The sequence below is a fragment of the Stenotrophomonas sp. HITSZ_GD genome, from assembly GCF_029543105.1.
Classification (GTDB): Bacteria; Pseudomonadota; Gammaproteobacteria; order Xanthomonadales; family Xanthomonadaceae; genus Stenotrophomonas_A.
The window spans coordinates 27,513-45,949 of the sequence record NZ_JARQXB010000012.1; the positions used below are offsets into that span (position 1 = coordinate 27,513).

General features: G+C 72.1%; 17 protein-coding genes. 2 read left to right on the forward strand and 15 right to left on the reverse strand.

All coding sequences use genetic code 11. From position 1 onward, the window contains the following. The 15 genes from P6166_RS12595 to P6166_RS12665 all read right to left on the reverse strand — a co-directional run bounded on the left by P6166_RS12595 (position 1) and on the right by P6166_RS12665 (position 16,961). Complete coding sequence (locus P6166_RS12595; RefSeq protein WP_277764806.1) at positions 1-1,149, reverse strand: prepilin-type N-terminal cleavage/methylation domain-containing protein; 1,149 nt, start codon at positions 1,147-1,149, stop codon at positions 1-3. Next, complete coding sequence (locus P6166_RS12600; RefSeq protein WP_277764807.1) at positions 1,146-2,213, reverse strand: hypothetical protein; 1,068 nt, start codon at positions 2,211-2,213, stop codon at positions 1,146-1,148. Before P6166_RS12600 ends, P6166_RS12595 begins: the two co-directional genes overlap by 4 nt. Beyond that, positions 2,210-4,468, reverse strand: coding sequence for a hypothetical protein (locus tag P6166_RS12605; RefSeq protein WP_277764808.1), 2,259 nt, complete (start codon positions 4,466-4,468; stop codon positions 2,210-2,212). Before P6166_RS12605 ends, P6166_RS12600 begins: the two co-directional genes overlap by 4 nt. 2 nt (positions 4,469-4,470) lie before the next feature. Beyond that, entirely contained in the window at positions 4,471-5,727 is a 1,257-nt protein-coding gene (locus P6166_RS12610) for a type II secretion system F family protein (protein WP_130318087.1), read from the reverse strand. Next, positions 5,724-7,430, reverse strand: coding sequence for a type II/IV secretion system protein (locus P6166_RS12615; RefSeq protein WP_277764809.1), 1,707 nt, complete (start codon positions 7,428-7,430; stop codon positions 5,724-5,726). The genes P6166_RS12610 and P6166_RS12615 overlap by 4 nt, the downstream gene beginning before the upstream one ends. Then, positions 7,417-8,823: an ExeA family protein gene (locus tag P6166_RS12620; RefSeq protein ID WP_277764810.1), complete on the reverse strand. Its 1,407-nt coding sequence runs from the start codon at positions 8,821-8,823 to the stop codon at positions 7,417-7,419. Before P6166_RS12620 ends, P6166_RS12615 begins: the two co-directional genes overlap by 14 nt. Next, a complete protein-coding gene (locus tag P6166_RS12625) occupies positions 8,820-9,713 on the reverse strand; it encodes a tetratricopeptide repeat protein (RefSeq protein ID WP_277764811.1) in 894 nt (297 codons plus the stop codon). Before P6166_RS12625 ends, P6166_RS12620 begins: the two co-directional genes overlap by 4 nt. After that, positions 9,710-11,392, reverse strand: a complete 1,683-nt coding sequence (gene mshL / locus P6166_RS12630) for a pilus (MSHA type) biogenesis protein MshL (protein WP_277764812.1) — start codon at positions 11,390-11,392, stop codon at positions 9,710-9,712. The genes P6166_RS12625 and mshL overlap by 4 nt, the downstream gene beginning before the upstream one ends. A 16-nt stretch (positions 11,393-11,408) precedes the next feature. Continuing rightward, positions 11,409-12,182, reverse strand: coding sequence for a type II secretion system protein (locus tag P6166_RS12635; protein WP_277764813.1), 774 nt, complete (start codon positions 12,180-12,182; stop codon positions 11,409-11,411). After that, the gene (locus P6166_RS12640; RefSeq protein ID WP_277764814.1) at positions 12,179-12,796 is read right to left on the reverse strand and encodes a hypothetical protein; all 618 of its coding nucleotides are present in this window, start codon (positions 12,794-12,796) and stop codon (positions 12,179-12,181) included. The genes P6166_RS12635 and P6166_RS12640 overlap by 4 nt, the downstream gene beginning before the upstream one ends. Continuing rightward, entirely contained in the window at positions 12,793-13,299 is a 507-nt protein-coding gene (locus P6166_RS12645; RefSeq protein ID WP_277764815.1) for a hypothetical protein, read from the reverse strand. The genes P6166_RS12640 and P6166_RS12645 overlap by 4 nt, the downstream gene beginning before the upstream one ends. Next, positions 13,296-14,882 (reverse strand): hypothetical protein, encoded by a 1,587-nt coding sequence (locus tag P6166_RS12650; RefSeq protein ID WP_277764816.1) that lies wholly within the window; start codon positions 14,880-14,882, stop codon positions 13,296-13,298. The genes P6166_RS12645 and P6166_RS12650 overlap by 4 nt, the downstream gene beginning before the upstream one ends. Then, positions 14,879-15,397, reverse strand: coding sequence for a hypothetical protein (locus tag P6166_RS12655; RefSeq protein ID WP_277764817.1), 519 nt, complete (start codon positions 15,395-15,397; stop codon positions 14,879-14,881). Before P6166_RS12655 ends, P6166_RS12650 begins: the two co-directional genes overlap by 4 nt. A gap of 10 nt (positions 15,398-15,407) precedes the next feature. Further along, entirely contained in the window at positions 15,408-16,226 is an 819-nt protein-coding gene (locus P6166_RS12660) for a prepilin-type N-terminal cleavage/methylation domain-containing protein (protein WP_277764818.1), read from the reverse strand. A 117-nt stretch (positions 16,227-16,343) separates the two neighbouring features. Next, positions 16,344-16,961, reverse strand: coding sequence for a DNA-3-methyladenine glycosylase (locus P6166_RS12665; RefSeq protein ID WP_277764819.1), 618 nt, complete (start codon positions 16,959-16,961; stop codon positions 16,344-16,346). A 111-nt stretch (positions 16,962-17,072) separates the two neighbouring features. Between P6166_RS12665 and P6166_RS12670 the strand changes: the two genes are divergently transcribed. Together P6166_RS12670 and P6166_RS12675 are read left to right on the forward strand one after the other, a co-directional pair. Continuing rightward, positions 17,073-17,894, forward strand: a complete 822-nt coding sequence (locus tag P6166_RS12670; RefSeq protein ID WP_277764820.1) for a phosphatase PAP2 family protein — start codon at positions 17,073-17,075, stop codon at positions 17,892-17,894. Positions 17,895-17,967: 73 nt separating this feature from the next. Further along, positions 17,968-18,411, forward strand: a complete 444-nt coding sequence (locus tag P6166_RS12675; protein WP_277764821.1) for a cupin domain-containing protein — start codon at positions 17,968-17,970, stop codon at positions 18,409-18,411. Positions 18,412-18,437: the final 26 nt, after the last annotated feature.

The window sequence follows — 18,437 nt, forward strand, 5'->3', positions numbered from 1 at the left end:
TCAGTACATGCCGGTGGCGTCGTCGGCCTGCGCCTGTTCGAGCACCAGCGGTTGCAGCAGGTCGGCCTCGGTGATCAGCGGCTCGACATCCTCGTAGGCCTGCTTGGCCTGGTCGTTGGCCTTCACCGCCTGCGCCTGCAGCGCGGCCGCGGTGACCGTCACCGCCAGCGCGCCGGCGGTGGCGATCGCCGCCAGGCTCACGCGCCAGCTCATCGCGCCGGTGCTGGCCAACGATTCGGAGGCGGTATCGGCGGTGCCGCCGGCCGAATCGGCGGTGGCCGCCGCGCCGCCGAGGATGGCGGCCGCCGCGCTGGCGACGTTGGCCTCGGCCAGCTTCTTGGAGACGGCCAGCTGTTGCTTGTAGTCGTACAGCGCGGTGCGCAGCATCGAGGCCGCCAGCGCGGCGTTGAAGTGCGCATGGCCGCCGGCCGAGAGGTTGTCGCCGCAGCGCATGCGCGCCCACAGCTGTTCATTGCCCACCGCCAGCACCTGGTCGCGGAAGTCCGGCGTGCTGGCGCGCTGCGGTGAATCGAACGCGGGCGAGGTGCTGGCCTGCTGGCCGCCGAACGCGCCGTCGCCGGGCAACGCCACGGCATAGGCGATGTGGCGGCCCAGCGTGCCCGGCTGCGCGGGCAGGGTGGTGTGCAGGTAGCCGGCATCGGGCGCGAGCCGCGTGGCGGTGCGCAGCGCCTGGCACAGGTCCAGGCCGTTGACGTGCGCGTAGGTGGTCGGCATGGCGATGTAGGACTTCTGCGCCACGATCGCCAGTGGCTGGAAGCGGTCGCGGCTCACCGCCAGGTCCGCATCGTCGCTGGCCTCGCTCGCCGCGCGGCGCAGCACGCCGTAGCGCACCCGGCGCGCGCCCAGGTCCGGCAGGCCCAGGCTGCGATACGGCAGCACGCCCACCTGGCCCAGGCCGCAGTCCTCCTCGCCATTGCCGCCGGCGGCCGCCGGGCAGGGCAGGCGGCTGTTGATCATCGCGAAGGCCAGCAACGCATCGTCGGCGCGTTGCAGCAACTCGCGCTGGGCCGTGCCGCGCTGTTCCTGCTGTGCCTGGCCGAGGAAGCGCAGGATCAGCAGCGCCACCAGGCCCAGCACGACGAGGGACACGCTCAGTTCGAGCAGCGAAAAGCCGCGCTGGCGCCTCATGGCTGCAACCCCGCCGCGTCCAGGTCCAGGGCGCGTTGCAGCGATTGCGTGGCCAGCGTGTGCATGCGGTTCACCGAAGCGATGGCGGCGGTCTCCTGGTCGCGGGCGGTCTGCAGGTCGTCCTCGGCGTCCTCGCGGCCCTTGACCGCCTGGTCCAGGTTGTAGATCGCGATGGCGAGCTGCGCGGTGGCGGTGACGTGCGCGGTGATGCCGGTGGCGATGCTCAGGCCCTCCGGCGGCCAGCCGGCGGCTTCCTGCAGGATCGCGATGGCTTCCAGCGCCACGCCGTAGGCGACGTCGAAGCCGGCGAAGATCTCGTTGGCCTTGGCCTGCTCCAGGTTCATCTGCGCGACCTGGATGCCGAACGTGCGGAAATTCTTGTAGCGGCGCGCGACGCGCTCCATGTCGTAGGCCGCGCGCGCCGCCCGTGCGGCGCCCTGCACCCGCGCCACGCGGTCCGGGCATTGCAGGCGGCTGGCCAGCTCGTTCGGGCCGACGGCCAGCACGCGGCGCGCCCCCATGTCCACGCTGCCGGGCAGCACGAAATCGTCCGGCGCGCGTTCGTTGCCGGCGCCGCCGCGGTGCATCAGCGCGAAGGCGGTGGGCACGTTCTGCATGCCGGCCAGGCTGTTGCCGGCGGTGGCCTTCAGCGCCATGCACAGGTCCAGGCCGTTGACCTGGTTGGACGTGGTGGGCGCGCCTCCCTCGCTGGCGGCCGGCAAGGTGGGTTCGAAGCGGTTGTACGCCGCCTGGGTGAGCGTGGGCTGCACCTGGTAACGCAGTTGCAGCCGCGCCGGCAGGCCCAGCGTCTGCACCGGCAGCATCGCCAGACCGTCCACGCTCACCGCCTCCGGCAGCCGGTGGTGCACCAGTGCGTAGCCGAGCAGCGCCTGCTCGGCCTGGGCGAGGTCGCGCGCGGCGAGGTCGCCGGCCGCCGCCTGCGGTGCCAGCGGTAGCAGCCGCCACAGCACCAGCCCGAGCAGGCCGAGCACGGCCAGCACCACGCTCAGTTCCAGCAGCGACCAGCCGCCCTGGCGGCGCGAGGACAGCGGGCGGCGGGTCATGGATCGTCCCCCGGGCCGGATTGCACGCGGCCCACGGTGCCGCGGTCGTCGGCCGCGCGCAGGATCTCCTCGGCGCCGACCACCACGCCGAGCACTTCGCCGGCCGCATCGCCGCCCAGGCTGAGCTTGCGCAGGTCCTCGCATTGCGCGTGCATCTGCTCGTAGTCCGCGCGCCGCTTGTCCAGGTTGGACTGCGCCAGTTTCACCGCCTCCACCATGCCCAGGTACTTGTAGTAGGTCTTGGCATAGGTCTCGCGCTTGTCGTCCTCGTCCTGGTTGGGAATGAGCAACACGTTGCAGCCGGCGAAGAACCAGCAGCCGGTGCCGTAGTCGATGTAGTCCTTCAGCGGCGGTTGCGGCTTGTCCAGCGCCTCGCCCTGGCGGTTCTGCCAGGTGGTGTAGGCGCTCTCGCGGGCGGCGCTGGCGGTGGCCAGGTCCTCGCGCTTCCATGGCAGGCACTGGCGTTGCTCGCGCGAGGTGGTGTCGTCGGCGTTGAACTCGCACAGGTCGATGGCGCGCTGCGCGGCGCGCACGTTGTCGCAGCGCAGCTGGCCGGCGCGGTCCGACGGCGGCGCGGCGTCGCATGCCGAGACCTGGCTGGCCAGCTGCAGGCTGTTCTCGACCATCGTGTCGACCTCGCGCTGCGCATCCTGCTCGGCCTTGCGCGATTTCTCGTATTCGAAGCGTGCCGATTCGGACGCGCGCACCGCTTCCATCTTCACTCGCAGGGCCTCTTCCCACGCGCGTTGCAGCGCGACCCAGGCGTTGTAGTTGGCGTCGTCGTCGTCATCGTCGCTGGCGTCCGGATCGGGCGGCAGCGGGTAGTCGATCAACGGCGAGGGCGGCATCTTCTCCAGTGCATCGAGCTGGGCGCGCGCGCCATCGCGTTCGGAGGTGGCGGTAGCCAGGTCGTCCTCGGCCTTCTCCACGTCCTGCTTGAGCCCGTCGTGCCATACCGGCGGGTCGAGCGTGACCAGCTGGCCGTTCCCATCCAGCCCGTGCGTGGTGTAGCCGCCCTCGGCGGCGAGGCAGACGTTCTCCATCGCTTCGGTCAGGTTGGCCTGGCTGCTGCCCAGCGGCTGCTTGGCCAGTTCGCTGGCCTGGATGGTCAGCGCCAGTGCCGCGGAGGTTGGCGCCAGCGCCACCGCGGCCGTCACCGTGGCGGCGATCGCCAGGCCCACCGCGATGCCGCCGGCGGTCACCGCCGCCGTGTAGACCGGGATCAGCGCGCACTGCGCCCATGGCGGCAACGCGCAGGCGGCGATCGCCGCGGCCAGCTGCGCCGAGGCGGTGGCCAGCGTCGAGCTGGAATTGGCGACATTGGCGCCGGCCAGCGCGACGTTGATGCCGGCGAACACTTCCGACAACGAGGCGAACACCACCGACAGCTCGGTGTCCTCCTTGTTGCCGTCGTGCTGTTCGGTGACCTCGTTGGCCATGTCCACGCCGAGCGCGACGAGGTCCAGCGAGGCGGCCATGATGTTGTCCGGGCTGCTCGCATCGGCATAGCCGCAGCCCAGCGTACGCGCCAGCGAATCGAAACCGCGCGCGCGCACGCGGTCGTCGTAGTCCGCGCTGGCCAGCTGCGCGGGCGATTCCATCTGCCCGGTGGCGTCCTGGTTGTGCCCGTCGAAGCGCCCGCTGGCGTTGCCCGGGCTCGGGCCGGCGGCGGCCAGCGCATAGGCCACGTTGACGCGCACGCCGTCGGCGTCGAGCACGTTGGCGCGCGCGCTGTTGGCGGTGAGGCTTTCGCGCGCGGCGCTGGCCAGCCCGGCGCACAGGTCCAGGCCGTTGATGGCCTTGAATTCGTAGGCGGTGCCATCCCACTGCTGCGGGTTGAAGCGGTCGCTGGCGACGGCCAGGTCGGTGCCGCCGCTGCCGCCATAGGCCACGTAGCGCAGCGGCGGCAGGCGGCGGTTGTCGCTTGCCAGCGGACGTTGCAGGCCTTCTTCCAGGGCGCGCACCGGCAACCAGCCCTTGGCGCCGCTCGCCACGCAGGTATCGCCGCCCGGGGCGGAGACCGGGCACGGCAGCCGCGCGTAGGCCGCCGCGTAGGCGACCAGTGCCTCGTCGGCGGCCTGCAGCGCCTGTTCCTGCACCTGCGCCTGGCGCACCGGGCCGTGCGCGCGCAGCAGCAGGAAGCCGGTCACCAGCGCGCCGCCGATGAGCAGCACCAGCAGCGTGGCCTCCAGCAGGCTCACGCCGCGCGCAAGGCGCGGGAAGGTCGGCGGGCGGCGGCGGAAAGGCGCGCGCATGTTCAGAACTGCGGCGTGGACATCGCCTGCTTCACCAGGTCGTAGACCGGCAGCAGCAGCGCGACGATGAGCAGGATGAACATGCCGCCGGCCAGCAGCACCACCAGCGGCTTGATGATCTCCGACAGGTTGGTGATCAGCCGTTGCAGGCGCAGGCTGTACTCGGCCGACAGCCGGGCCAGCTGCTGGTCCAGCGTGCCGGTCTCCTCGCCGACGGACACCATGCGCACCATCATCGGCGGGAAGCCGCCGACCTGGCGCATCGCCGAGGACACGCGGTCGCCGCGCTCGAGCACTTGGCGGATGGCGATCACGCGGTCGCGGTAGTACTCGTCGCGCACCGCGCGCTCCATCACCTTCAGGCTGCTGACCATGTCCACGCCGGCCTTGATCAGCAGCGAGAGGTACTCGGTGATGAAGGCCAGGCCGGCCGAGTTCATCAGCGTCTTGGCGATCGGCAGGCGGTGCAGCGTGTAGTGCGTTGCGCGGCGGAAGGCCCGGCTGTAACGCCATGCCACCCAGGTGACGAAGGCGGCCACGACCATGCCGCCGATCACCCAGGCCACGTGGCCGGTAAACCACTCCGAGAACGCGATCACCGCCAGCGTCAGCTTGGGCAGCTTGGCGTTCATCTGCTTGAAGAGCCCGGTGAGGTTCGGGATCACGTAGTAGATCCAGAAGCCGCCGGCGGCGAAGATCGCCGAGAACACGAAGGCCGGGTAGATCAGCGCCTGGCGCGTGTCGGCGGTCATGCGCGCCACGCGCTCGACGTGGTCGGCCGCCTCCTGCAGCATGCGGTCCATGCTGCCGGTCTCGTCGCCGATCATCACCAGGTTGCGCACGGTCTCCGGGAAGGTGTCCGGATAGCGGCCGAAGGCGTCGCTCATCGAGGCGCCGGCATCCAGTTCGTCCAGCAGGTTGCGCGCCACGCGCGCGGCGTTGGAGGCGCGCCCGGTACCGACTTCCTGCGAGACCGCCTTGAGCGCGTCCAGCACCGGAATGCCGGAGCTGGTCATCACCGCCATGTCGCGCAGCATGCCGGCCAGTTCCGGCGGGCGGATGCTGGGGCGGAACAGGTGCGCCAGGCTGCGCTGCGTTTCGGCCAGCCAGCCGGGCAGGCGATGCAGCATCAGCACGGTGGCGTCGAAGTTGCGTTCCAGCCAGACCCGCGCGGAGGCGTCCTGCTCCACGGCCAGCTGCGCGATGCCGGTCTTCACCCGGCCGCTGGAGAGCAGCAGGCGGTAGTAATACACGTTCATGGCTGCGGCCCGTCGCCGACCACGCGCAGCACCTCGGCCGGCGAGGTCTGGCCGAGCGCGACGCGGCGCTTGGCGAGGTGGACCATGTCCGAGAACCCGGCCGCATGCGCGAGGTGGCGCACCGCCTCGCGGCCGGCGTCGTCGGCGATGGCATTGGCGATGGCCTCGTCCAGGGTGAGGATCTCGTACACCGGCAGGCGGCCGAAGTAGCCGCTGTGGCGGCAGCGCTCGCAGCCCTTGCCGCGGCGGCCGTGCGTCACGGTGGAATGCGCGTCGCCCAGCCAGCGCCGCTCGGCCTCGTCGAAGGCCACCGCCTCGCTGCAGAACGGGCAGTTCTGCCGCACCAGGCGCTGGTTGACCACGCACAGCAGGTTGTCGGCGATGACCTGCGCCTCCAGGCCCAGCGGGCGCAGGCGCGGCACCACGCCGAACACGCCGGAGACGTGCAGCGTGGAGAGCACCAGGTGGCCGGTGGCCGCCGCTTCCACCGCGGCCTGCGCGGTTTCGGCATCGCGCATTTCGCCCAGCAGGATCACGTCCGGGTCGTGGCGCAGGAAGTGGCGCAGCGCCGAGCCGAACTCGTAGCCGGCGCGGCGGTTCACCTCGGTCTGGCAGGCGCCGGGCACGCGGTATTCCACCGGGTCTTCCACGGTGAGCACGTTGCGCTCGATCAGCGACTGCATGCGCAGCGCGGCGTGCAGCGAACTGCTCTTGCCCGAACCGGTGGGGCCGGTGATGAGCACCAGCCCGGCGGGCTTGGCGAACATGCGTTCGAGCTTGCGCACGTCCTCCTCGAAGAAGCCCAACTCGCCCAGGCCGGAAAGATCGCTGTGCTCGGGCAGCAAGCGCATGACCATGCGCTCGCCCATCTCGCTGATCAGCGTGGACACGCGCACCGTGACCGGCGAATCGAGCACCACCGCGCGGAAGCTGCCGTCCTGCGGGCGGCGCTGTTCGGAGATGTCCATCTCCGCGGCGAGCTTGATGAAGCCGAGCAGGCGGTGCAGCGAAGGCGCCATGGCGAGCATGGGACGCAGCACGCCGTCCACGCGGAACATCACGTGGATGGAACCGTCGGCCGGGGCGATGTGGATGTCGGTGGTGCGTTCGCGCACGGCCAGGTGCAGCAGGTAATCGAGCAGCTTTTCCGGGCTGTGCGCGTGGTCGCCATCGCCGGCGATGCGCTTGATCTCGCGTTCGAGCAGCGACTGGATCGGGTTCTGCGCGAAGTAGTACGTGTGGCGGATCAGCTGGCTGACCTTGGTGAACTCGCCTTGCAGGAAGCGGCAGCGCAGGCCGCAGCGCTGCAGCACCAGCTGCGCCACCGCGTCGGCGTCGGCGTCGCCGAGCAGCACTTCCAGCGCGTTGTCCACGCGGCGCAGCGGCAGGAACGCGCGCAACAGGCACAGTTCGCGGTTGAACAGCGCCAGCACCTGCGGGTCGGGCTCGGGCAGCGTTTCCACCGACACGTAGTCCATGGCCTGCAGCTCGGCCATGACACGCACGATGGCCGATTCGCTTGCCAAGCCGTGCTTGACCAGCAAGCGGCCCAGGCGCAGGCCTTCGACCGCGTGCTTTTGCAGCGCGTACTGCAACTGCGCGGGGTTGAGCTGGCCGCGTTCGAGCAGGATCTCGCCCAGCCGCTTGGAGCCGGTGGCGGGGTTGCCGGCGGCGGCGCGCGGCGTGAGGTCAACGGCGGACATGCGGAGTTCCGTGTGCGGGCGTGGGCGCGGCCAGGAGCAGCAGCTGGGTCAGTGCGTCGGCTTCGCCGGTGGCCGGCAGGCCATGGCGCCGCTGGAAATCGGCCACGGCGCGGCGTGTGTCCGGGCCGTAGCGGCCATCGACGAAGCCGGGGACGAGGGCGGGGGCTTGCGCACTGAGCGCGCGCTGCACCTGGCGCACGTCGGCGCGCGGATCGTGCCAGGCGGCCAGCCAGCCATCGTCGCGGCGCTCGATGCACACGCCTTCGCGCACGCCGAGCAGCGCGGCCTGCGCGGCGTCGATGCGTTGCAGGTGCAGCCCGGCGTGGGCCTGTGGCGCGGCGCCCAGGCCATCGATGCAGCGCGCCAGGGCAGGCGCGGCGGTGGGCGCGGCCGGTTGTATTGCCACCTGCGGCGGCGCGGCGGGCGCGGGCGTCGGCCGGGTGCCGCGCCAGGCCATGCCGGTCGCCATCGCCAGGCTGCTGCCGAGCAGCAGAGCGAAGGCCGCGCTCAGGCGCGCCGAGCCCAGCCGCGGCCACATCGCGCGTGGCGCGGCGGCCACCGGCGGCCGGAAGCCGGCCTCGGCCACCGCGGCGGCGAGCAGCAGCGGGTCGATGAAACTGCCGCCGCGCGCGACCAGTCCATACAGGCAGCGATCCATCACCAGGTGGATGCGGCGCGGATTGCCGCCGCTGTGGCGCTGCAATGCCGCCAACGCGCCGGGCGTGAGTTCGATACGCCCGCCGGCGCCGGCCAGGTCCAGCCGAAAGGCGATGTAGCGCGCGCTTTCCTCGGCGGTGAACGGCCGCAGCTCGATGTGCTTGACGATGCGGCTGGCGAGTTGGCGGATCGCCGGTTGGGAGAGGTTGGCCGCCAGTTCCGGCTGGCCGACCAGCACGATCTGCAGCAACTTCTCCTGGCCGCTTTCCAGGCTGCTGAGCAGGCGCAGCAGTTCCAGGCTTTCCAGCGTGAGGTTCTGCGCATCGTCGATGATCAGCACGCTGGTGCTGCCGGCCTGCCAGCGCCGCAGCAGGAAGGCGTCGAGCTGGTTGAGGTCGGCGGCGGCGTCCGCGCCGGGCGTCATGCCGAAATCGCGCAGCACCGCGGCCATCAGCTGCGGGCCCTGCAGGAAGGTGTTGAGCACCAGCGATACCGCCGCGCCCTCGGCTTCGACGGCGGCGATGAGCTTGCGCACGAACGTGCTCTTGCCCATGCCGACCTCGCCGGTCAGCAGCACGAAGCCCTTGCGCGCCATCAGGCAGTGGCCGGCCTCGGCCAGCTCGCGTTGCAGCGCGCCGGTGTGGAAGTACGCCTGCGCATCAGGTGTGGGCGGGAACGGCGAGCGGTGCAGGCCCAAGGCCTGCAGGTAGCCTTCGGCGTGCGGGTTGGCGCTCATGGCAACGCTCCGATCTCGGTCATGGCACGCGACAGCGCCAGGCGTTCGGGTTCGCTGGCGCCGCCCTCGTTGGCCTGCAGGCGGCGCAGGCGCTGGCGCGCCTCGTCGAGCTGGCCGGCGCCGGCTTCCAGCAGCGCCAGGTTGATCGCCGCGCCACGGTCGCCGGGCATGCGCTCGACGATCTCGCGGTACAGCGGCAGCGCCTGCGCATCCTCGCCGCGGCGCTGCGCCAGCCAGGCGCGCATGCGCAGCAGGGTGAGGCTTTGCGCGGGCAGCAGGTGCTGCAGCGCCTGGAGGTGGGTTTGCGCGGCGTCGTAGTCGCCGCTTTCGATGGCGTCGCCCATCGCCTCGACCTGCCGCGCGACGGCGGCCGGGTCCGGATCGTCGGCATCGCGCGCGGCATGGCTGGCGGCGCGGGGCGCCGGCGCCTGGGCATCGCGCACGACCAGGCTACCCGGCGGCAGCGGGGCGAAGCCGCGCGCGGGGGCGCTCGGGGCGGCGGTCGCGAGGGCTGTGGCCGGCGCGGCAACGCTTGTCGGCGGCGTCGGTTCGTTCGCCTGCACGGGTGGTGCCGCCACCGCCACCGCCACGGGCAACGGCGCGGCATCGGCCACCTTCAATGCCTGGGCTGGGGCGGGCACTGGCGCAGGCAGTGAAGGCATCACCGCCGCCACCGGCGCCATCAGCGCAACCGGCAGCGAAGCGTCCTGCGGCGCCGGCGCATCGGGCGCAGCCAGCCACATCGCCGCGCCCCCCAGCAGTGCGCCCAGCCCGAGCCACACGGCACCCGCGCGCCCGGCCGCCGCCAGCGTGCGCCGCGCGCGCGGCGGCGTCGCGGCGGCGGGCCGCTCGCCCTCCAGCGTGCGCAACGCGGCGAACATCAGGCTCATATCACGGTCACCCGCAGCACCATCACCAGCTCCCGGCTCTTGTGCGTGCGCGCTTCGGCGCCGAACAGCTTGCCCAGGCCGGGCACGTCGGACAGGCCCGGCACGCCGTTGTCGGTGTTCTGGTCCTGCTGGTCGATCAAGCCGCCGATCAGCACGGTGTTGCCATCGCGCAGGTTGAGCGTGGTGGTCATGCCCTTGAAGCTGATCCGCGGCAGCGTCACCGAGTTGCCGTTGCCGACTTCCACCAGCGCCAGGCTGGATTCGTCGATCTCGGTCTGCATCGGGTGCACCAGCAGCTCGACATTGCCGTCGTTGCGGATCAGCGGCGCCACGCCGATCACCACGCCGGAGAACAGCGATTCGGTCTGCACGTCGGACGAGGTGTTGGTCGCGCCGCCGCCGGGATTGCTGAAGCTGGTGGTGGACTTGCTGACATAGCGGATGTTGCGGCCCACGCTGAGGTAGGCCGGGGTTCCGTTGCGCACCCGCACGCTGGGATTGGACAGCACCTTGACGTGGCCGAAGGAGCGCAGCACGTTCAGCGCGGTGGAGAAGGTGTCGCCCACGTAGCCGATGCCGGTGCCGCGGCCGAGCGCGCTGCCGATGGTCTGGCGCGGGATGGTGAGCAGGCGGCCGAGCGAATCGTGGTTGGCGCCGGGCAGCGAGCCGGTGATCGGGTCCAGGCTGATCGGCGCGTCGCCGACGATGCCGGCCACGCGATTCTTCAGCAGGTTCCAGTCCACGCCGTACTGGAAATCATCGTTGAGCTGCACGTCGATCAGTTGCGCTTCCACCAGCACCTGGCGCGCGAGCATCGCCTTGTTGCGTTCGACCAGGTCGGCCACCGCGCGTACCTGCGAAGGGCGCGCACGCACGAACAGCGAGCCGGTGAGCGGATCGAGGCTGAAGCGCGCGGCCTCGCGCGCCTCGCCTTCGCGCTTCATGCCCGGGTCTTCGCGCAGCACCGCCTCGACCGAGGCGCCGAGCTGCTTGTAAGGGTCGTTCTGCTTGCCCACGGTGCCGTCGAGCACCAGCTTGCCGCGCAGCGAATCGCCGCCACCGCCCGAGCCGCTGCTGCCGGCGCCGAACACGTCGCCGCCGGTGCTCATGTCCAGCGAGGTGGTGGTGTTGAGCATCTCCACGTTGAACACGCGCTCTTCCATCGGGCTGACCACCAGCGCGCCGCCGCGCGTTTCGCCGTACAGGTCGAACGCGCTGAGGATGTGGTTGTAGACCTCGCGCGCGGTGACGTTCTTCAGGAACAGGCTGGCGCGCTGGTCGCGGGCCAGCACGTCCGGATCGACGATCAGGTTCATCCCGAGCTGCTCGGCCAGCGCCCACAGCAGGCCGCCGACGCTGGCATCGTTCATGTTGAGGGTGACGATGCGGTTCTCCAGCGGGTCGTACCGGGGCGCGACCACCGGCACCGGCGCCAGGCGCGGCACGTTGCGCTCGATCTCCGCGCGCAGGCGCGCATTCTCCTCGGCAAGCTTCTTCGACTCCTCGCCGACGCGGTCGCCGATTTCCTGCAGCGCCTTGTATTCGGTGGGCGGCAGCGACTTCACGCTGCGCGGCGTGCCGGTGCAGCCGCCGACCAGCAGGGTCAGCGCGAGCGCCAGCGGGGCGACGACCGGCGACGGGCCGGGGCGGAAGGAGGAGAGGGCGCGGAAGCGGGTCATGGGCGGGCCTGTGCGGTCATCGGGTCTGCGTGGCGAGCCAGCCGAGCAGCGCATCGGCGCTCTCGCTGGCGACCACGTCGTCGTATCGGGAATCCATCGGCCGCCCGGGCGCGGCGATGCACAACGCGTTGCTGGCGGCCATTGCCCGGTTGAGGCCGTCGAAGCGGGCCAGGTCGTCGGCGCGGCCGGTGCCGTCGCCATCGCGGTCGTCCAGCGCGGCGACCAGCGCGAAGGCCGGGTTGCTCAACACGCGCGCGCAGTTCTCGCGCTCCGGGTTGGGATCGCTCAGGTAGGGCACATCGCTGCCGGGCGTGCGCGCGGCCAGCGTGGCCAGGCTGGCGCGCAGGCGTGCGCCGTTGTCGAAATTGCCGTCCTCGGCGCTGCTGCCGCTGGGCGCGACCAGGTCCGCGCCGGCCGGGCGCGACACCGCATAGCGCAGACGCTCGCCGCGGTCGGGCCGCGGCAGGCCGAGCGTTTCGTACGGCAGCCAGCCGACCTGCGCGCCGGCCGGGCAAGCGCCGCCGCTGCCTTCGCGCGCGCCGTCCCCGAGCGCGCTCAGGTCCGGGCAGGGCAGGCGGCGGTTGCGCAGCACGAAGCCGCGCAGCGCCTGGCGCGCGGTTTCGGCCTGCGCCTCGGCATGGCTGCACGCGCGCCATTGCGCGTAGTCGCGATAGCCGGTGCCGGCGAGCAGCGCCAGCGCCCCCACCACGCCGACACTCACCGCCATCTCCAGCACGGTGAAGCCGGCCTGGCGCGCGGCGCGGCGGCGGCGGTGCATCCCCACGTTCATGGCACCGTACCGGCAGGGGTCGCGCGCACGTCACTGCGCAGCTGGCCCTGCAGTTGCCGCAGCTGCGCCAACAGCGCCTGCTGGCGTTGCTGGCGCTGCTCGCTCGGCGGCTGGCCCATCACCTGCTGCAGCTGTTCGCTGACCTGCTGCATGCGGATGCTGGTCTCCAGGTTCTGGCGCACCGCCGCCAGGTTGATCTGTGCGGTGATGGCCGGATCGTTCATTTGCTCCAGCGTCGCCAGCGCCTGGCGCATGTACGCCTCCGAGGCGATGGAGCGCTGCCGCGCGACGCCGACCAGCCCCTGCACCGATTGCTGCAGCGCGGCCATCTGGCGTGCGCGTTCGGGATCTTCGGCCGGCACGGCGGCCGCGGTGGGGGGCGTGGTGGGCGAGGCATCGTCGCGCAGCCACGGCGGCGGCGCGTCGTCGGCCTGCGGCGTGGCGGCGGGCTCGGCGATGGCCGGCGTGGCAGCGGTGTGCACCGGCGTGGCGCGCGGCGCATCGCGCTCGCCCACCCCCGTGGCGCGCGGCGAGCACGCGCGCACCGCCAGCACGACCGCCAAGCCCAGCGCGATCGCCGCGGCACCACCGAGCCACCACCGCCGCGCACTCACGGGCGGCCCCCGGCTTTGGGGGCCGGCGCGAACGGCGGCGGCATCAACACGGTAAGGGTTTCGCCGGCGGCGGTTTCCAGCAGCACGCGATCGCGGCCGATGGCACGCACGCGGCTGCCGTCGGACAGGCGCGCGCCGGTGGCGACCCATTGGCCGTCGATCAATGCGCGGCGGCGGCCATCGGTGTTCAACAGCAAGGTGAGCTGGCGCGGCGCGATCTGGTCGAAGCCGCCATCGGCCGACAGCTGCCCGGCGGCCGATGCCGGCTGCACCGCGAGCAACGCCTCACCGCCGCCGACCGGCTGCCGTTCCAACCCTTCCAGCACGCCCAGCAGCTGGCGGTTGCGTTCCACGCCCATCTGCAACTGCGCCAACTGCGCCGAGGCGTCCTCGTCGTCGAAGCGTGCCTGCACGCGCGGCTTGGCGAGGATCATCGCCCCGACCCAGACCGCCACGCCCAACCACAGGGCCAGCGCCAGTAGTGCGTAATGCTTGAGCTTCACGAGGCCTTCCCCGCGGCCTGCGGCGGCACGCGCTTGAGCTGGTAGGAGAACGCGCCGCCGGGCGTCTGCGCGCGCGCGTTGCCGCTTTGCGGGTCCAGTGCCACGGGCACGTAGCCGGCCATGCGCAGGCGTTCGACGAAGCGCGCGACCTGGCGGCCCTGCGCGTGGGCCTCTACCGCGTTGTTCACCACGCCATCCACGCGCAGCACCGGCTCGGCGCCTTCTTCCAGGCGCAGGCGCAGGATGCGCACGTCGTGGCCGGCGGCCTCGCGCACGCTGGCGAGCGCGGCGTAGGGATCGAGCGCGCCCTGCAGCTTGCCGGCGCGTTCGATGAACTGCACCAGCGGCGCGTACTGCTCGGGCAGCGCCTGGCGCGGTTGCAGCGCGGCGATCTGCTGGTCGATGGCCTCGGCCGAAGCGCGCAGCGTGTCGGCGCGACCGTTGGCCTCGTGCGCGAGCAGCGTCCAGCTGCCACCCATGCCGGCCAGCGCCACCGCCAGCACCAGCGAGGCGGCGCTGGCCCAGGGCAGCAGCCGCTCCGCGATGTACATCAGCCGGCTTGCCGGCGGGTTTACCGCGATCATCGCGGTGACATGGTGGGCCAGGTGCGCCACGCCGCTGCGGTATTTCGCGCCGGCTTCGTCGCGCACTTCCTGGTGCGGGCCCAGGCGCACGCTGGCGCCGCTGTGCGCGGCGAAGATTTCCAGCAGCGCCTCGTCCAGCCACGGCGAGGTGGCGTGCACGGGCAGGCGCAGCGTGTCCGGTTCCTGTGCCGGCGGTTCGGGTTCGGCGCCTTCCACCGGGTCGAACTGGCCGTCGAAGGTCATGCCGCCCTCGTCCGGCGCCGGGTCGTCGCGCAGCGGCCATGCGTCGCCGAGCGCCGTGGTGGCGGCCTGCGCGCCGCGCGGCCAGTCGTCGTGGCCCGGGCGCACGTCCGACAGGCGCGGCGCGATCGGGCGGGTATCGGCCGGGCGCGGGGTCAGCACGCTGATCCATTCCACATCCAGCGTCTGCAACGCGTCGGCGTCGCCATCGGCCAGTTCGCGGCCGATGCGCTCGCCGAGCGAGGCCACGGTCAGTTCCAGGTCCTCGCGCGCCTCGCTGAAGGCCAGGGCCGAGGCCTGCAGGATGCGGTCGCGCAGCGACGCGACGAACACCACTTGGCGCCCGCCGTGCAGCACCACGCCGCGGCCGGGCTTGAGCATGCGCCACAGCAGCGCCACGGTGGGCACCAGCAGGCAGTGGTCGGCCTGCGCTTCGGCCCAGGCGAACATCTGCTGCCAGCGGTCCAGCGGCACGGCGGTGAACAAGGCCTGGTAGCCGTTGCCCACGGTGCGGGTCTGGTGGATGAGGATCTTGCTTTCGTTGTCGATCAGGCCATCGGCGCGCAGGCGCTTCTCGATCAGGGCCACCGCGTGCGCGGGGCTGCCCTCCAGCGAGATCACCTGGCTCACCGCGCCGTCGAAGTCGCTGAGCGCGACGCTGGCACGTTCGATCTTCGGCCGCGCGTCGAGGCGGCGCACTTGCTCGCCGTCGAAGGCGAGCCACTTGCCGTCCTGGTGCAGCAGGGTCTGGAAACTCATGGCGCCTCCTGCACCTGGGTGCGGAACAGCAGCGTGCCGCGCAGCGTCACCAGCAGCGGCGGGCTGCGCGGCGGCGGCAGGTCGAACAGGCCGTCCTCGGCGCGGGTGACCGAGATCTCGAACGCCTCGGCGCCGAACAACCGGGCCGGATCGCGCGCCACGCCGTCGAGCAGTTCGTTGCCCTCGGCGCGGCCGAGCGGGGCCTGGTTGAGGTTGATCAGGCGCTCGCCCCAGCTTTCGGCCAGGTAGCCACCGTTGGACGCGCGCGTCACCAGCTGGCGCGCGCCGTCGGCCAGCTGCACGCGCAGCCGCGCCTCCTGCAGGCGTTGCTGCGCGGCGCCCAGCGCCTGCTCGCGCTGGCCGACGTTGTCGTAGGCGTTGCCCAGGCTGCCGCGGGCCAGGGTGAACCACACCGCCGCCACGACCAGCGCGCCGAGCGTGCAGCCGAACAGCAGCAGCGAGGCGCGGCGCGATTGCACCAGGCGCGCGGGCAGGGCGAGGCGGGGCGCTTTCATCGGCGTGCCCTTACTGGTTCATCTTCATATTGGCGACCAGGGTGATCACCTGCTCGTCGCCGGTGGTGTCCTGCAGGTCGGTCGCGCTGCCGGTGCCGGTGATCTTCTGGGTGTTGTTGCCGGCCCATTCGATGCCCGGGCTGTTGGCGTCGTTGCCGCTGCGGCGCTGCACGCCTTCCTGGCGGAAAGCGCCGTTCTGCGCGTCCGGCTTGCCGTCGATCATCTGGTCGAGCGCGCGCGCCAGGTCCGGGGTGAGGCCGGAGATCACCATCACGTTGCCCGAGCCGGCATCGGTGCCCGGCTTGTTCCACTGGAAGCAGACCTGGATTTCCTGCGGGTTGCCGTTGGTGTCCAGGTAGACGTAGCGGTCTTCCATGCCATCGCCGCGGCCCGGCGGCATGGTCACGCCCGCCTTGCGCATGATGTCGCGCAGGTTGTAGTCGTCGCCGCTCTGCGCCGCGCGCGTCATCCTGGCCGGCTTGCTGCCGCGGCAGATCGCCGAGGGCTCCTGGGCCTGGGACATGTCGCCGCCGGAGAGTGCGTCGCCGTTGCCGTTGAAGTTGGCGCCGTTGACCATCAGGCGCGGCGCGCTCTGGTTGTCGCCCACCGGCGCGCCCAGGCGCTGCTGGTAGGTGTTGTAGGCCACCACCCACTGGTCGAGGAACTTCTGCTTGATGCGGGTGTATTCGGCGTTGCGCTGGACGTCGCGGCCGATCATCACCGCGCCCAGGATGACGCCGATGATGACCAGCACCACCGCCATTTCAACCAACGTGAAACCACCCTGGGCGGCCTTGTTGGGCCGCGCCATCCTGCGTCGTGCGTACATGGAGTTGTCCCCTGGTTCGATGAGCGCTTGGCATCGCCGGGCGAATCCACGGCGTGTGCTGCGGCGCGACGGTAGGGGGCGGGTGTAAGAGCCGCGTAAGAGCGGCGTGAAGATCGCTTACGCCGGGCGCGGGAGGCGGCGGCGCGCGGGGCGCGCGGCGGGACGGCGCGAGACGTGCGGGTCGGCCTCCACGTGCCAGCGCCAGGGGTGGTCGGCCGCCTTGCTGATGCCGATGCGCGGCGAGGCGATGGGCGATGCCGGCGGCGGCGTACCGTCGTCGCCGATCCACAGGCGGGCACCGCGCCGGCACAGGTCCAGGCCGTTGTCGGCGCCGGTGACGCCGAAGGCCTGCGCCAGCCGCCCCGGACCGGAGGCGAGCAGGCGCGGCGCATCGGTGCCGCGCGCCTGCGCCATCAGGCCCAGCCCCGCCAGCGGCGAGAGCGCGCGCAGCAGCACCGCGTGGCCGGGCGCCGGGCCGCCGCACACCGCGTTGATCGCCCAGTGCATGCCGTAGATGAAATACACATACAGATGGCCCGGCGGCCCGAACATCACCTCGGTGCGTGGCGTCATGCCGCGGCACGAGTGCGCCGCCGCGTCGGCCGCGCCGCGGTAAGCCTCGACTTCGACGATGCGCCCACGCCGTCCGTCGGCGGCGACCAGCACCTTGTTGAGCAGGCGCGGGGCGACCACCAGGGCATCGTCGTCGTAGAAGGCGCGGGGCAGGGGACGCATGCGCACAGGGTACGGGCCGCTGCGTAGTTTTACTGTCACCGCGTGGGTAGTTCCTCGGTGGCGGCGCGCATGCGCGTGCGCACACTGGCGGCAGATCCCCGGGAGCCCGCCATGAAGCCCGCCGCGCCACGTCGTTTTGCCGCCCTCCTCGTGCTCCCGCTGCTGGCCGCCTGCGCTGCCTCCAGTCCGCGCGCCGTGCCCGAACTCAAGCCCGGCGTGCCGGCGGGCTATCTCGGCCGCGACCTGCCCGACAGCCGCGCCCTGCTGCCCCCGCCGCCCGCGCCGGGCAGCGCCGCCTTCGCCCAGGACGAGGCCGTGCACGCCGCCGCGCAGCGGCTCAAGGACGGCCCGCGCTACGCGCAGGCGGCCCGCGATGCGGACTTGTCGTTCCCCGCGGCCAGCGACAACTTCGCCTGCGCGCTGGGCGTGCCGATCGACGCGCGCAGCACGCCGCGCCTGTACCTGCTGCTGCGGCGCACGCTGATGGACGCCGGGCTGGGCACCTACGGCGCGAAGGACCACTACCGCCGCGTGCGGCCGTTCGTGGTCCACGACGAGCCCACCTGCCTGCCGCGCGACGAGGCCGCGTTGCGCCAGGACGGCTCGTATCCTTCCGGGCACACCGCCATTGGCTGGACCTGGGCGCTGGTGCTGACCCAGGTGGCGCCAGCGCGTGCCGACGCCTTGCTGGCGCGTGGGCGCCAGTTCGGCGAGAGCCGGCTGGTGTGCAACGCGCACTGGCAGAGCGACGTGCTGGAAGGCCGCGCGGTGGCCGGCGGGGTGTTCGCGAAGTTGCAAGGCAACGCGGACTTCCTGGCCGACGTGGCGGCCGCGCGCCAGGAGCTGGCGACCGCCACGGCCGCCGGCAAGACGCCGACGCGCTGCGATGACGAAGCGGCCGCGTTGGCGACGCCGGTGCCGGGCGCGCTCTAGGATCGTGACGGCCCGCTCATCGCAAGGGCCCCAAGCTGGGCCACTGCCTGAGCGCGCCGCGCGAAGTTTGCCCATGTCCGTCGATACCCGTTTTCCCGATGCCGAGGCCTATGCCGCCGAGACCGCGCGCCACGCGCCGGGCGAGGCGGTGGACCTGCGGGCCGAGCACGCCGCGGTGACCGCCGCCTACCAGAACCGCGTGATGCTGGATTTCAACGATCACTGCCTGCGACTGGCGGTGTTCGAAGGGCCGTACCGCTGGCACCGGCATCCGGACAGCGACGAGCTGTTCCTGGTGGTGGAGGGCGAGTTGGAGATCGAACTGGCCGGCTGCGCGCCGGTGCGGCTGGCGCCCGGGCAGGCGTTCGTGGTGGCGGCGAACACGGTGCACCGCACGCGCGGCATCGGGCGCACGGTGAACCTGACCTGCGAGCGGCAGGCCGCGCGCACCGAGTTCGTGGACGGGCCGCAAGACGCCGCGGGGAACGACTTGGCTTCCGCGCCGGACTCGGGCTAGAATGCGCCTCCCGCGCGGAAAGGCGG